Source organism: Novosphingobium guangzhouense (genome assembly GCF_002896965.1).
Lineage (GTDB): Bacteria > Pseudomonadota > Alphaproteobacteria > Sphingomonadales > Sphingomonadaceae > Novosphingobium > Novosphingobium guangzhouense.
The window spans coordinates 127,033-141,488 of sequence record NZ_LYMM01000051.1 but is presented as its reverse complement, the minus strand read 5'-3'; the positions used below and the strand labels follow the sequence as shown (position 1 = coordinate 141,488).

Sequence of the window (14,456 nt, the reverse complement as noted above, 5' to 3'; positions counted from 1 at the left end):
GCTATTCCCTTTCATTGGCGATCACCGCCTCACGGAACGCAGTGCGTCCCGCCGCAAGAATGACCGCAGCGGCCATGCCGCATCCAAAGAAGACGATGCCGAGCGCCCATGCTATGCCGCCCGGCCCGGTGAACACGGTGTCGGACAGGAAACCGACGATGAAGTTGCCCGCCGTCAACGCGATCAGGCCCGAGCAGATCGTGTGGATCGCCATCACCTGCCCGCGCAGCCGATTGGGCGTCATCGCGGAAATGCCGGAATAGACGCCCGAAATGTTCCAGTTCAGGAACAGCGCGTTAAGGGCGTAGAACACCAGCGCCATCCAGCCGGAGGGGACAAGGCAGGCCGCAGTGCCGAACAGTACCATCGATGCCGCGCAGCCCATCGCCGCCAGCACCGGTGCATCGCGATGGCCGCGTTTCAGCAGCCATGCGATGACCCAGCCGCTGTTGACGGCGGCAAAGGCGCTCACCGGAAAGCCCACCGCGCCCAGCGCATAGCCGGTATGCGCCGCGTCCCACCCGTGCGCACGGATGAACAGCGCGGGAAACCAGCCGACGATGGCATAGACGCACACAAGGTTCATCACCGTCCCGATGAGGAAGCAGCCATAGGCCACCGGCCGCTGCGCGAAGAGCGTCAGGATTGGCCGCAGGCTGATGCTGGTCACTTGCGTGTCGTGCCCCTTGCGCGAAGGTTCGCGCACGCTTGCCAGCACGATCAGGGCGAGAACCAGGCCCGGCAGGCCGCACAGCACGAAGACGATCTGCCAGGGCATGCTCGACCCGAACAGCGAAGGCAGCCCGACGATCAGCGCGTCCGCCCAGCGGATGAACAACCCGCTCAGCGCCATGGCCGCCGCCGTGCCGATAGAGCTGCCAACAACGAACACGCCATAAGCGCGCGGGCGCACATCCGGCGCGAAGTAGTCCGCGATCAGCGAGGTTGCGACCGGCACCAGCGCTGCTTCGCCCACGCCCACCATCATACGGGCCATGAACAGTTGTTCGAAGTTGGAGGCGAACGAACAGCATACGGTGGCAAGGCTCCACACCGTCAGGCCACCGACCAGAACCGGCACGCGACGCGACCTGTCGCAGAGCATACCCAGCGGCAGGCCGAGCAGGCTGTAGACCATGCTGAAGGCCATGCCCTGCAGCAGCCCGAATTGCGTGTCGTTCAGATGAAGGCTGCGTTCCAGCGGCTCGATCAGCAGAGCGATCGAGACGCGGTCGAGGATTGCCAGCGCATAAGCCAGCGTCAGCAGCGCGATGACGTACCAGGCATATCCGCGGGCCGGCCAGACTTCCTGAGAGGCTCCCACTTTCACGCCACGCTCTCCGCTGCGGCGGCGCTCGTATCAAGAAACTGTGCGACCAGCGCGGCTGCCTCGGCAATGGTGTCGGGGCGTGGGGTGTTCGTACCGCCAAGGCCCGGTGCGGCGGCATAGAACGGATCGTTCTCGCGCGTGAATACCAGCGTCGGACACTTGATGCGCGCCGACGCATCGACGGACGAAAATGCCGCGCGCATGGCATCGCCATAGCGGGCGGGCTGCTTGATCACGCCCAGCAGCGCGCGGTGCAGTGCTTCGCCGTCCAGGACGGGCTCTGTCTTGCGCTGCGCGGCGATCGTGCCCGAATACCAGGGCCATTGCACTTGCCCGTCGCGCAGCATGTGCCATGCGCGGTGGAGATGTCCGCCTGCCATGTCGAATGCGAGCGGCGGGCAAAGCGCTGCGGGATCGGCGGCGGTGTCAGTCGCGCCGTCGAGGATCAGCTGACCCACCATGCCCGGCTGCGTTTCTGCAAAGGCGAGGGCGAGGTATGAGGCGGGCCCGATCGCCAGCACGTCCACCTTGCCGCCAAGATGCGCGGCAAGCGTCGCCAGTGCAGCGACGTAGCCGGCTGCAGAGGCATCATCCAGCGCTTCGGATTCGCCGAAGCCGGGCAGGTCGGGGACTACGGTGTCACGGGTGGCGCACAGCGCGTCCTGCCATCCCATTGCGGACAGCGTCGAGGATGCCTCAAGGATCAGCAGCGGACGGTCGCCTTGCGGGCCTCGGCGCAGGACGTGGATCTGGCCCTCGGCATGGTCGATGTAGCCAGTGGCCGATGGTGCAGCAGCCGGGATTTCCGCCGACGATGCAGCCGCATCGTGCAGGCGGGCAAGCAGCCATTCGCCCCATGCCGTGCGGTCGCTTTCGAGCCGTTCGATGCTCAGCGCCGGGTTTTCGGCCACCGGGATGCGGTCAAGGTAGCCGTAGAGAACGTCGTCTCGGCGGGCGGCGACCAGCGTGGGGACCGTGATCGCGCGGAGCGCCGAGCCGCAGTCGTATCGCATGGCAGCAGCATATGCGCCGGAATAGTCAGGCCCGGCGCTGAACAGGTCGATGGTGTACTGCTCGATCCACTTGGAAGAGGGCGTTTCCATAGCCATGCGGCCCGCGGTCGTCGTGGCGAACCACGGGAACCAGCGCAGCATGTCGCGCGTGCGGGTCCACTCCGCCGCGATATAGGCACCATGCGCGTCGATGATGAAAGGGCGCATGTAGGCGTCGATGAATGCGGCCGGGGCCAGCGTTTCCGGGAAGGACAGGCCATCAAGGATCAGCGCGGGCGGACGGGCGGTGGAGGCCGCATATTCCAGCGCGATCTTGGCGCTGGTGTGCGTCGCGTAGATCGGTGCGTCGACAAGGCCAAGGGCCTCCAGCGCATCGCCCAGAGCCGCAGCGAAGTCGCCGATAGCGGGCGTCTCTGCGTGCAGCGGATCGGAGTTGCCATAACCGGGCGTGTCGAGTGCAAAGACCCGGAAATGCGGCGCCAGCAGCCGTATCGTATCAAGGTGCAAGCGCGAAGATCGCGGCGAATCGTGCAGCAGGATAACGGGCTTGCCGCTTCCAGCTTCACGCAAGTGAACGCGCCGTCCCCGGACGTCGACGTAGCGCCGGGCGATCCTGGTGGATGCGGAAGCGGCGGCGGGTTGCCGGGAGGACATGACGCTGTGACCCTCATTTTGATATAGACATATATCTATTCGTGATCGATAAAAATCGGGTTGTCCAGCCCGGAGATCGAACCGAGTGAAGATGCGCCAGAGTGACTTTTCGCGTCCTGCCCCGCGCCCCGACGACCCGCGAGGGTGGGCGGTTGTGGTTGCCGCGATGGTCGGGGTGGCGCTGGGGCTCAGCCCCATTCCGTTCTACACCATCGGCATGCTTGCACCGCAGCTTTCCGCCGAATTCGGCTGGAGCTTTGCCGCGTTGATGGCCAGCATCACGGTGCAGTCGGGCGTGGTCATGATTGCCAGCCCGCTTGCCGGGATCGCCATCGATCGGTTCGGCGCGCGGCCTGTCGCGCTCGTATCGCTACCCCTGTTCGGCCTCTCGTTCATGAGCCTGGCGCTTAGCAACGGGTCACTGACTTTGTATTATGCGCAATGGGTAATCATGGCGGTGCTGGGTGTCGGCACCCTGTCCGCAACCTGGACGCGCGTGGTGACGCAGTGGTTCGACAAGTGGCGCGGCATGGCGCTGGGCCTTGCAAGCTGCGGCACGGGCATCACCGGATTCATCATCAAGCCGCTCTGCGCCCATCTGATCGAGACGTATGGCTGGCGCACGGCGGTCGTCGTGGTCGGCTGTCTGCCTATCGTCGTCGGTCTGCCCGTGGTGGCGCTGCTTTTCCGCGAAATGGCGCGTGGCGCCACGGTTCCAGGCAAGACGGTCAATGTCGTCGAAGTCGTACCCCAGCCCGGACTGACGCTGGCCGAGGCCGCGCGCGACCGACGGCTCTGGATCATGGCGGGGGCATTCCTGTTCATCGCCTTCGCGCTCACCGCGCCGACGCCCAACCTTGAGAACATCCTCAAGACCCGCGCTTTCACGCTGCCCCAGATCGGCGAGATTACCGCCGCTTTCGGGCTGTCTGTGATCGCCGGAAGACTGATCGGCGGCTGGCTGCTCGACCGGTTCTGGGCGCCGCTGATCGCGCTTGTCATCCTCGGTTTCCCGGCGTTGGGCTGCTGGTTGCTGACAAGTTCGGCGCTGTCGCCTCTCACCGCGACACTGGCGGTCATATCGCTCGGCTTTGGTGCGGGGTTCGAATTCGATCTGCTGGCCTATCTGATCAGCCGCTTCTTCGGGCAGCGGCACTATGGGGCGATCTATGGCTGTTTCTATGCAGTGATCGCTTTTGCGGGCGGTCTGGGGCCTGTGGTCTTTGGTTATGCCTTCGATACGATCGGCAATTACACGATTGCCCTGCGGACAGGCTCTGCATGCCTGATTGTCGGCGCCGTGCTGCTGCTGGCGATGGGGGCTTATCCGAAACTACATGAAAAATAACGACTTTCATCCCTCCTGTGACTTTCCGACCCCAGCTTTGATGTAAATCGACACAGGATTGAAATGGCGGGTTGACACAGCGCGCAATCTATTATGTCATCAATGCATAACAAATAAGTTCGCAGCGGCGGCGGCAGGATGCGCCCGCGTTCCAAGGTTCCAGGACAGAAAATGAGGAGTCGTCATGCTTGATTCGACGAGGGGTATTCGTGCGCGCTTTCTGGGCGCTGCAGCGCTGCTGGCCATCACTGCCACGACTGTCCATGCGCAGGAGGCACAGGGCACCGACGCCCAGACCAACGCACAGGCCAATGCCCAGCCCGCAGGCAATCTCGGCAGCGACATCATCGTCACCGCGCAGCGCCGTCCCGAGCGCCTGCAGGACGTTCCGGTGGCAGTGACCGCTTTCAGCGAAGAGACGATCCGCAACCTCAACCTGAACGACGCGATCAAGACCGCGCAGCTGGTTCCCGGCATGATCGCCACGCACAATGCGGGCCTTGGCACCGCGAACGCCTATTATCTGCGTGGGCTTGGCAACAGCCAGTCGGTTGCCACCTTCGACCCGCCTGTCGGCACTTACGTCGACAACGTCTACGTCGCGCGGCAGAACGCCAACAACTACCAGTTCTTCGATGTTGGCCGTGTCGAAGTGCTCCGCGGCCCGCAGGGCACGCTGTTCGGCCGCAACACCACGGGTGGTGCCGTCTCGGTGATCATGAAGAAGCCATCGGACCAGTTCGGCGGCAAGTTCGAGGCGACTTACGGTTCGTATGACCGCGTCACCGCCAAGGCCACCGTGGATCTGCCGGTGAGCGAACGGGTGCTGACGAAGTGGTCGGCCTACTACGTCTACGACGAGGGCTACCTAAAGAACGTCACGACCGGGGACCGACTGAACGGTGAACGTAACTATGGCTTTCGCGGCGACCTGCGGTTCCTGCCGACAGACGATCTGACCATCGACCTGTCGGGCGAATATACCCGCAACACCGGCACTTACCTTGGCGTCTATGCCGCGCCGATCGCATCGGACCGTTACAAGACGACGACTACGCCCGATTTCTACAACACCCGCAATGCGTTGCCCGAAGGCAACTGCAAGGGCGATCCGGTGAACATCCTGCTGACCACGGTAAGCGGTAACTGTTCGCTGACGGACAGCTATGCGGCGACGGCCGATGTCAACTGGAACACCGATGCGGGCAATCTGGAACTGATCGCGGGGTATCGCGAACAGGAACAGGGTTACATCAACAACTACAACGGCACGACCACCAACGTCTATGCCGCGTATATCCTGGCGGACAAGATCAAGAATCACCAGGTTTCGACCGAACTGAAGTGGACCGGCGAGGCGCTGGACGACAAGCTGAAGTACGTAGCCGGCCTGTTCTATCTGCGCGAGGTCAACCATCTCGCCTCCGCCGACTTCCAGGGTGCGGCGACCGCGACGGATTTCAATCTCCTGCAGGATCGCCACTTCCGACAGCAGGTGGAAACGGTAGCCGGATACCTTCAGGGCGACTATGAGGTCGTTCCGGACCTGACCCTGACCGTGGGTGCGCGCTACACTTACGAGAAGAAGACGATCGAATATTTCGATTCAGAGCGCTTCCCCGGCTTCGGTTTCAACAGCGGCGATGTGCGCGCGGCGGGCATCCCGCTTAAGCTGACGCAGAACCGCGTGACCCCGCGCTTTGCCATCAATTACAAGCTCTCGCCCTCGGTCATGCTCTACGCCTCGGCGACGAACGGCTTCAAGTCGGGCGGCTGGAACGGCAATGCCGCCGTGGCGACCCGCGTGCTGGCGTTCGATCCGGAAGTGACCTGGTCCTACGAAGGCGGCATCAAGTCCGAACTGTTCGACCGCAAGGTACGCATCAACCTGAACGGCTATTACGCGCGGACCAGGAACCTGCAGATCACTTCGGGCATCGTGCCGCCGGGCGAGACGGTTATCGTCAGCCTTGCGCGCAATGCCGGTACGCTGGTGGATTACGGCCTTGAATTCGAGACTGTCTTCGCACCGGTTCGCAACTTCGAATTCTTCGCCAACGGTTCGCTTTCGCACGGCGAATATTCGTCGGTCGTGATCCTGCCGGACGTGTCGGAAGCGCTGCAGATCTCCACCGATACCCGGCCGGTGCGCACGCCGACATTCCAGTTCACCGGCGGCGCAACGTATACCATCCCGGTCGATGCGCTGGACGGCGCCGTCAAGCTGATCGGATCGTACCGCCACAATTCCTCGTACTACATCGCAGTCCTCAACACTGCGGCGGCCCCGCGCGAGGATTTCGTGGATCTCAAGGTATCCTATGAGCAGAACGACGGCAGCTTTGGCGCATCGTTCGGGGTGACCAACTTGACCAAGCAGGAGACGATCACCGCGAACTTCCTGTCGCTGTTTCCGGGCGATCCGCGCCGCTTCACCGGCAGCGTCTGGTTCAAGTTCTGAGCGTTACCGGAAAGTACGAAAGGAAAAGGGGCGCTTGGGTGCCCCTTTTTCTTGCCCGACTTTTTCGCCTGGCGAATTTGCCGTGCTCTACACAATTGACATATCTACGCGAGGTTTGACGATCAGGCTTGCGCAGTCCGCGCATTGCCATCGTGTAAAGTTCGGGAGTATCGGGGTGGTCGATCGCGACGCTGCAGTGCCGCTCTATTATCAGATCTACCTGCAATTGCGTGATGAGATACTCAGCGGCCAGCGCCCCTTCGGCAGCGCGATGCCGACCGAGCATGAACTGGCCGAGCTTTTCGGCGTATCACGCATTACCGCGCGCCGGGTGCTGAACGAACTGGCCGAGCAGCGCTATGTCGAGCGCAAGCGACGACTGGGCACGACGGTCATCTTCAAGAGCCCTGCCAAGCCGATCGAGGCGGACATCGATCAGGCCATGGATTCGCTGATGGCGCTGGGAAGCGGCACCACGGTCAATGTGATCGAAGTGAACCGGGAAAAGCCGAACCCCACCGTCGCCGCCGCGTTGCAGGTGGATGCCGGGGAGGACGTGATCCGTGCGGTGCGTATTCGATACCTCGACGGGACGCCGATCGGCTATGTCGTCAGCTACGTGCCGGGCGATCTGGCGCCGCTGATCACGCCGGGCAATCTGGCCAAGGGGCCGATCCTGCAGCTGTTGGCCGACGCGGGGTACAAGGCGGTCCATGCGGACCAGACGATCGGCGCGCTTCAGGCCGATCCGCAACTGGCACAGGCGCTGGAGATTGCCCCGCTGGCCGCGCTGCTGCGGATCAACCGGACCAGCTACGATGCCAGCGAACGACCGTTTCTGCTGACTTATGCGCATTATCGTTCGGACAAGTTCACGATCCGGCTCGATCTTCACGGAACCCGCTACGCGGTTAATTGAGCCGCCGATCGCGCGACCCGGCGCTTGCGCACCGTTATTGTTATAGGTACGATACAAAAAGCATCATTCAACGCTTGGGGGTATCGTGAAGGCCTATACGATCGGTTCGCAGCAGGGCATCGCATCGCTGACCGCAGTGACCAAAGACGTGCCGCAGCCCGGCCCTGGCCAGGTGCTCGTCAAGGTTCGCGCGGTTTCGCTCAACCACCGCGACCTGCTTATCGTCTCCAGCAAGTATGGCGCGCCTCGCCCCGAAGACCGTGTGCCGGTGTCGGACGGCGTCGGTGAGGTTGCCGGTCTGGGTGAAGGCGTTTCCGGTGTGGAGATCGGCCAGCGCGTCACCGCGCCGCACTTCGTCAGCTGGACTGATGGTCCGTTCTCGCCCGCCTATTTCGGCCACGACCTTGGCGTAACGCATGACGGATGGCTGGCCGAATACGTTCTGGTCCCCGCGCACGCGCTGGTGAAGGTGCCGGATTCGCTGACCGACCGTCAGGTTGCGGCACTGTCCGGTGCAGCGCTGACTGCGTGGAACGCCATCGTCGAAGTGGGCAAGGTGAAGGCGGGTGACAGCGTTCTCGCGCTCGGCACTGGCGGTGTTTCAATCATGGCGCTGCAGATCGCCCGCATGTGCGGCGCGCGCGTCGCCATCACTTCGTCCAGCGACGAAAAGCTGGAGCAGGCTCGCGCACTCGGCGCCGACGTGACGGTGAATTACCGCAACGATCCGGAGTGGGAGAAGACGATCTTCGCCGCGCTCGGCAACGGCGCGGACATCGTCGTCGAGACGGGCGGCCTTGCCACCCTGCGCCAGTCGATCGCGGCGGCGGCGCCCAACGGACGCATCGCCATCATCGGTGCGCTGGCCGGCACCGTCAGCGATCCGCTGCCCAACTTCGGCACCATCATCGGCAAGAACCTGGCCATCCACGGCATCGCCGCCGGTGGCCGCGCGATGCTGCAGCGCCTTGTGAACGCCATCGCGATCAACGGCATGGAGCCGGTGGTCAACAAGGTGTTCGGCTTCGACGATGCTGGTGAGGCTTATGGCTACCTCCATTCGGGCGATCACTTCGGCAAGGTGATGATCCAGGTCGCCTGATGACCGCGGTGACGATGGCTGACCCCGCCGCTCGCCTTGCCGATCACGCGCTGTCCGTCGAGTGGGGGGCGCTGCCATCCTCGGCGCAGGCGGCGGCGCGGGCCTTCCTGTTCGACAGTCTTGCGGTTGGCGTGGCGGGCCATCGCGCCATTTACGCCGCCGAAGTGCGCAAGGCCGCGCAGGTCTGGACTGGCGGCGCTACAGGCGAGGGCATGGTGCTGGGCGCGCCGGCCCTGCGGCTGCCTGCGCCTTATGCAGCTTACGTCAACGCCTACCAGATACACTCGCAGGAATACGACTGCGTGCATGAACCGGCGGTCGCCCACCCGATGGCGACCGTCTGCGCGGCGCTGTTGGCAGAGGCGGGGCGCTCTCCCGTGGCAGGTGAGGATTTCCTTGCCGCAGTGGTCGCCGGGATCGATGTGGTGGCGACGCTGGGCGTGGCGGTCAAGGGGCCGCTCAAGTTCTTCCGCCCGGCGACGGCGGGTATCTTCGGCTGCGTCGCGGCGCTTTCGCGCCTGCGTCGGGTGGAAGCCGAGGTAGCTTATCGCGCTTTCGGCCACGCGCTTGCACTGGCAAGCGGGACGATGCAGTCGCACATCGAGGGCAAGCCCACGCTGGCGCTGCAGGTCGCCGCCGCCGCCCGCTCTGCGGTCGAGGCGTTCGACCTTGCGCGCGCCGGAGTGCCGTCTCCGGCAGGGGCGATCGGCGGGCCGTTCGGCTACATGGCGCTGTTCGAGAACGAGCCGGTGCTGCAGCCTGAACTCGACAAGCTGGGCAAGGTCTGGCGCGTCGAGGAAGTGAGCTGGAAGCCTTTCCCCACCGGCCGCGCCGCGCAAGGGGCGATCGTGGCGCTCAAGACGCTGATGGCGCAACATGGCGTGACGGCGGACAATCTCGAAACGCTGGAATACCACGCGCCGCCGCTGATCCATCGGCTGGTCGGCCGCCGTCCGCAGGCGGACATGACGGTCGCCTATGCGCGGCTGTGCTTTGCATGGCTGGGCGCGGTCGTGCTGACACAGGGCGACGTGGGCCTCGATGCCTTCACGCCCGAGCGGCTGGGCGATCCGGCGCTGGCCGCGATTGCCGGGAAGATCACCGTTGTTGCGGACGACAACCCCGACCTTGCGGCTTTCGTGCCCGCCTTCGCGCAAGTACGGCTGGTGGACGGGCGTTCGTTCCGCGTCGACGTGGCGCAGCAGCTTGGCGCGCCGGAGTGGCCGCTGACGCTGGAGCAGCAACTGGAGAAAGCAGGCAAGTGCTTCGCGTTCGGCGGGCTGGATGTGGCGCTGGTGCCGGATCTGCATGCGCTTGTCGGGCGGCTGGATGCGGCCGGGGATGTGGCGCAGGTGCTGGCGGAACTGCTGGGCTAGTCATTCGTCGTCCCGGATCAGGTCCGGGACGACGACAGGATCAATGCGGTTCTTCACCGCCCGAGACGTTCATGCTTTCGCCGGTGATATAGATCGCCTCGTCCGAGCACAGGAACGCTACCGCAGCAGCGGTGTCCTCGGGCATGCCGGGGCGGCCCATCGGGATGCGCGCGGCCATGTTGGCAAGGTATTCGTCCACTGAAATGCCCTGCACCTCGGCAAAGTGTTCGTTCTGCCACTTTCCAAGGCCGGTGGTGACGTGGTTCGGGCAGACGTTGTTCACGGTGATGCCGTGTGCGCCCAGTTCGATCGAGGCTGAGCGCACCAGCCCGACAAGGCCGTGCTTAGAGGCCGTATAGGCCTGCGCGTGCATGAAGCCGGACTTTGCCGCCTGACTGGCGATGTTGACCACGCGGCCACCTTTGCCTTGCGCGATCATGATTTCGGCGGCGGCCTGCAGCCCGTACCATGCGCCGGTCAGGTTGACGTCGATCACCGCGCGCCATTCGTCGGCGGAGACTTCCATCATCGGCTTCATGATATAGCCGATGCCTGCGTTGTTCACCCAGATGTCGAGCGAACCGTGCGTGTCTGCCGCATGGCGGGCCAGCGCGCGGACCTGATCGGGATCGCGCACGTCGCAAGGGAAGGTCGAGGCTTTAGGCAGCGATGCCGCGATGGCGTCCATTTCCGCGCTTGAGCCGATCATCGAACCCGGCGTCGCCGCGTCGGCCTGTGCGCCGATATCCGAGATGACCACGGCCGCGCCCTCGGCCGCAAGGCGGCGGGCGATGCCTTCGCCCAACCCGCCCGCGCGGCCGGAGCCGGTGACGACAGCCACCTTACCGTCGAACCTGCCGCTCATGCGCCCTGAACCCCTGACAACTTCTCGGTCATGATGAAGATCGGGTCGGCCCAGTCCTGGAACTCGGCGGCCACTTTGCCCATCGCCTCGGTCGAGGTTTCCTCGCCGAACAGGTCCATGTCGGCCACGTCGATGATCTCGACGTACTGGTAAGGCGCGGCGCCGCCGCCCAGCAGGCCCGCCGTGCGCAGCACCTCGAAGTTCGACACGGACTTGAGGCCGTTCACGGTCGGCAGATCGGTAGTCTCCGCCCAGCGTTCATAATCGGCAACGCTCTTTCCGGGCTTGAGGTTCAGCAGCACGATGATGCGAGTCACGGGTAATCTCCTCCTTGAGGTGAGCCAAGCTACCTGTTATTTGATATACAAGCATGACATATAAAGCGAGGGTTGACCATGTCCAGAAATGACCCAGCAGCCGATTATGACGGCCCGCCCGACTACCGCGTAATTGGCCGCCATGCGCTGTTTCCGCAGACCAGTCATGACGAGATCGAGCGGATCAACTTCCTCGCGCAGATGAATCGCCACCTGGCGGCCAATGTCGTGCCCGGCGTGAAGCAGGCTTACGAAAAGCGCGTCGTGCCTGCGTTCGAAGCCCTTGAAGCGCGCCCGATCGCCAATCGCCACGAAGCACGCAAGGCGCTGCTGCAGGATCCCGCGTTCCAGACATGGTCGGCACTGCGACGCATGACGATGGAGCAGCGCCAGCAGGCCGGTCGCTGGACGGCGCTGCGTCAGGCAGAGCAACTGGCCGAGAAGGCCCGCGAACTGACCGAGGGCGATGAGCGGCTGAAGCTTGATCCGACGTTGCAGCAGCCGCGCTATGTCTCGGCGGTCGATCATCACTGCATGCCGGGCAGTTACCACACCGAATACTTCCCCGGCGACGTGACCAACGGCGCGAATTACGATCACGCCGGGTTCGTCACCACCAGCGGCCTTCTCGGCAAGTATTCGGACGGTGGCGGCCACGCAGTCGCGCGCTGGGTGAAGCGCAACCTGCCCGATTTCCAGCCGCAGCAGATTCTGGAGATCGGCGGCACCGTGGGCCATTCCAGCCTGCCGCTGGCGCAGGCGTTCCCCGAGGCCGAAATGACGATCGTGGACCTCGGCGCGCCGGTTCTGCGCTATGGCCTTGGCCGTGCCAAGTCGCTGGGCGTCGACAACGTGCGCTTCGTGCAGGCGAGCGGCGAGGACTTGTCGATCTTCCCGGATGCCAGCTTCGACTGGATCCAGACGACGATGTTCCTGCACGAACTGTCCACCGGGTCGCTGCGCCGGATCATGGCGGAAACGCGCCGTTTGCTGAAGCCGGGCGGCATCGTCCTGCATGTCGAGCAGCCGCAGTATGCGCCCGAAATGCCGCTGTTCGAACAGGCGATGCGTGACTGGGACGCCTACTACAACAACGAGCCGTTCTGGAGCCGGATGCACGAAATGGACCTCGACGCCGAGATGATCGCGGCCGGGTTCGAGCGTGACCAGCTGATCCACGGCGGGGTGACGGCGGTGGTCGACCGCGATCTGTTCCCTGATGCCGCTGACGACGACAAGGAAGACTACGGCCGCAAGGCGGCCTGGCACGTGATCGGAGCAACCGTTTGATGTCTATCGCCGATGCCCTGCGCGGCGCGGGCGCGAAGCCTGCCGGCAAGCGCCCCTACTTCCTCGACGCCGAAGTCGAGCGTGTCCTTGCCATCACCATGTCGATCGCTCAGGAACTGGCGGTGAGCCGCCAGCGTACCGATACGCTGGAGCGCCTGCTGCTGGAGAAGGGCGTGCTCTCGCAAGGCGAGATCGACGCCTTCGTGCCCGACCGCGCCGCCGCCACCGAGCGGGCGCTGTGGAACCAGGAATACATCGCCCGCATCCTGCGCATCGTGCAACAGGAGAACGAGGCGGTGGGCCGGCCTGACGACATCGCTTCGGAAGATGTGGCGGTAGAGGTTGGCGCCGCATCGTGAGCGACATGGAGTTCGAATTCACTGTCGACGTCCTTGTCATGGGCGGCGGCGCTTGCGGAGCCACGGCTGCGCTGGCGGCCTGCGATGCCGGGGCCGAAGTGCTCCTCGTCGAAGCCGACGCGCGGCCGATGGGCACCACCGGCATGTCGATGGGCGTCTTCTGCGCGGCGGGCACCAAACAGCAAGCCGCAGCGGGCGAGCAGGACGACGGGGAAACTTTCCTTGCAGATATCCTCGCCAAGACCAAAGGCCAGACCGACCCCGAGATCGCGCACGCGCTGGCCTATGGTTCCGGCCCGACGCTGGACTGGCTGGTCGAAACCCACGGGGTTCCGCTCGAACTCGATACCGGGTTCCGTCCGGCCTACGGCAACACGCGGATGCGGGTGCATGGCTGGCCGGGCCATGCCGGACAGGACTTGCTGGAACTGCTGCACCAGAAGGTGGCCGATGCCGGGGTGATGGTTCTCAATCCGGCCAGGGTCGTCGATGTGATCGCAGACGACGAGGGCCGCGTCCTTGGCGTCGAGATTGAACGGCCGGGCGGAGAGCGGGAGCGGGTGGGGTGCAAGGCCCTTGTCATCGCCAGCGGCGGCTTTGCCGGCAACTACGAAATGCTGCGCCAGTACATCCCCGAGATGGCGGACGCGCGCAACAACGGCCATGAGGGCAGCCGGGGGGACGGAATCCGCCTTGGGGTGTCGCTAGGTGCCGCTGTGGGCGACTTGGGTGCCTTTCAGGGTTACGCGATGCTGACCGAACCGCAAGGTATCAGTGTACCTCCGGGCTTCGTCATCGACGGTGCGATCCTCATCAATATCAATGGCTTGCGCTTCGTGGACGAAAAGGAGGACATCGCCGGGATGGTCCACCCCGTCATGGCGCAGCCCGGCGGCCACGTCTGGGTGATCTTCGATGAGGAGATCGAGAGGCGCAACGCCTACCAGCCCGACACCAAGGCCCTGACCGAACTCAATGTTGCCCGTCGGGGCGACAGCGTCGAGGCGCTGGCACAGCGTATCGGCGTCGATCCGCAGGCGCTCTCCGCTTCGCTGGAAGAGGCCCGTCAGGCGCAGGCCAAGGGTCGACCCGACGCGCAAGGCAGAGTCTGGGGGGACGAGCTTCCGCCCTCGGGCGCGCTGGGCGCGTTCAAGGTCGTCGGCGCGATCTACCACACGCAAGGCGGGCTTCAGATAGACCGGAATGCGCGGGTTCTGCGTGAGGACGGCTCGGCTCTGCCCAACAGTTTCGCAGGCGGCGGCGCGGCACGCAGCGTCTCTGGCCCGTCGTCCTGGGGCTACCTCCCGGCGATGGGACTTTGCACCGCCATGACGCTCGGCAGGCTGGCGGGCGAGGGGGCGGCAGCGATCGCACAGGGCTGATGATCGCAGAGCGGAGGGTCGCCCTGCGGCTCTTTGCGTG

12 protein-coding genes are annotated in these 14,456 nt (G+C 64.5%); 8 read left to right on the top strand and 4 right to left on the bottom strand.

The annotated features are described in order from the left end of the window. Position 1 precedes the first annotated feature (1 nt). On the bottom strand, positions 2-1,330 hold the full coding sequence (locus A8V01_RS18660; protein ID WP_103097794.1) for an MFS transporter: 1,329 nt from the start codon (positions 1,328-1,330) through the stop codon (positions 2-4). Further along, positions 1,327-2,997, bottom strand: a complete 1,671-nt coding sequence (locus A8V01_RS18655) for an alpha/beta fold hydrolase (protein WP_146037315.1) — start codon at positions 2,995-2,997, stop codon at positions 1,327-1,329. Before A8V01_RS18655 ends, A8V01_RS18660 begins: the two co-directional genes overlap by 4 nt. 91 nt (positions 2,998-3,088) lie before the next feature. On the opposite strand from A8V01_RS18655, the gene A8V01_RS18650 reads away from it, so the two are divergent. From A8V01_RS18650 to A8V01_RS18630, 5 genes are all read left to right on the top strand, one after another. Beyond that, positions 3,089-4,345 (top strand): MFS transporter, encoded by a 1,257-nt coding sequence (locus A8V01_RS18650; RefSeq protein ID WP_103097790.1) that lies wholly within the window; start codon positions 3,089-3,091, stop codon positions 4,343-4,345. A 184-nt stretch (positions 4,346-4,529) separates the two neighbouring features. Then, positions 4,530-6,806 (top strand): TonB-dependent receptor, encoded by a 2,277-nt coding sequence (locus A8V01_RS18645; protein WP_103097788.1) that lies wholly within the window; start codon positions 4,530-4,532, stop codon positions 6,804-6,806. Positions 6,807-6,981: 175 nt separating this feature from the next. Continuing rightward, the gene (locus A8V01_RS18640; RefSeq protein WP_245892716.1) at positions 6,982-7,725 is read left to right on the top strand and encodes a GntR family transcriptional regulator; all 744 of its coding nucleotides are present in this window, start codon (positions 6,982-6,984) and stop codon (positions 7,723-7,725) included. Positions 7,726-7,810: 85 nt separating this feature from the next. Continuing rightward, positions 7,811-8,827 (top strand): zinc-dependent alcohol dehydrogenase family protein, encoded by a 1,017-nt coding sequence (locus tag A8V01_RS18635; protein ID WP_103097786.1) that lies wholly within the window; start codon positions 7,811-7,813, stop codon positions 8,825-8,827. Beyond that, complete coding sequence (locus tag A8V01_RS18630) at positions 8,827-10,203, top strand: MmgE/PrpD family protein (RefSeq protein WP_245892715.1); 1,377 nt, start codon at positions 8,827-8,829, stop codon at positions 10,201-10,203. The genes A8V01_RS18635 and A8V01_RS18630 overlap by 1 nt, the downstream gene beginning before the upstream one ends. A 40-nt stretch (positions 10,204-10,243) precedes the next feature. Here A8V01_RS18630 and A8V01_RS18625 read toward each other — a convergent pair whose 3' ends face one another. Both A8V01_RS18625 and A8V01_RS18620 read right to left on the bottom strand, forming a co-directional pair. Next, positions 10,244-11,068, bottom strand: a complete 825-nt coding sequence (locus A8V01_RS18625) for an SDR family NAD(P)-dependent oxidoreductase (RefSeq protein ID WP_103097784.1) — start codon at positions 11,066-11,068, stop codon at positions 10,244-10,246. Beyond that, on the bottom strand, positions 11,065-11,385 hold the full coding sequence (locus A8V01_RS18620; RefSeq protein WP_103097782.1) for an REDY-like protein HapK: 321 nt from the start codon (positions 11,383-11,385) through the stop codon (positions 11,065-11,067). Before A8V01_RS18620 ends, A8V01_RS18625 begins: the two co-directional genes overlap by 4 nt. Before the next feature lie 78 nt (positions 11,386-11,463). Here A8V01_RS18620 and A8V01_RS18615 point away from each other — a divergent pair, with 78 nt between their 5' ends. From A8V01_RS18615 to A8V01_RS18605, 3 genes are read left to right on the top strand one after another with little or no spacing between them, the layout of a single operon-like run. Next, positions 11,464-12,675: a class I SAM-dependent methyltransferase gene (locus A8V01_RS18615; protein WP_103097780.1), complete on the top strand. Its 1,212-nt coding sequence runs from the start codon at positions 11,464-11,466 to the stop codon at positions 12,673-12,675. Then, the gene (locus A8V01_RS18610) at positions 12,675-13,034 is read left to right on the top strand and encodes a hypothetical protein (RefSeq protein WP_103097778.1); all 360 of its coding nucleotides are present in this window, start codon (positions 12,675-12,677) and stop codon (positions 13,032-13,034) included. Before A8V01_RS18615 ends, A8V01_RS18610 begins: the two co-directional genes overlap by 1 nt. 5 nt (positions 13,035-13,039) lie before the next feature. Next, positions 13,040-14,416: an FAD-dependent oxidoreductase gene (locus tag A8V01_RS18605; RefSeq protein ID WP_103097776.1), complete on the top strand. Its 1,377-nt coding sequence runs from the start codon at positions 13,040-13,042 to the stop codon at positions 14,414-14,416. Positions 14,417-14,456 lie beyond the last annotated feature (40 nt).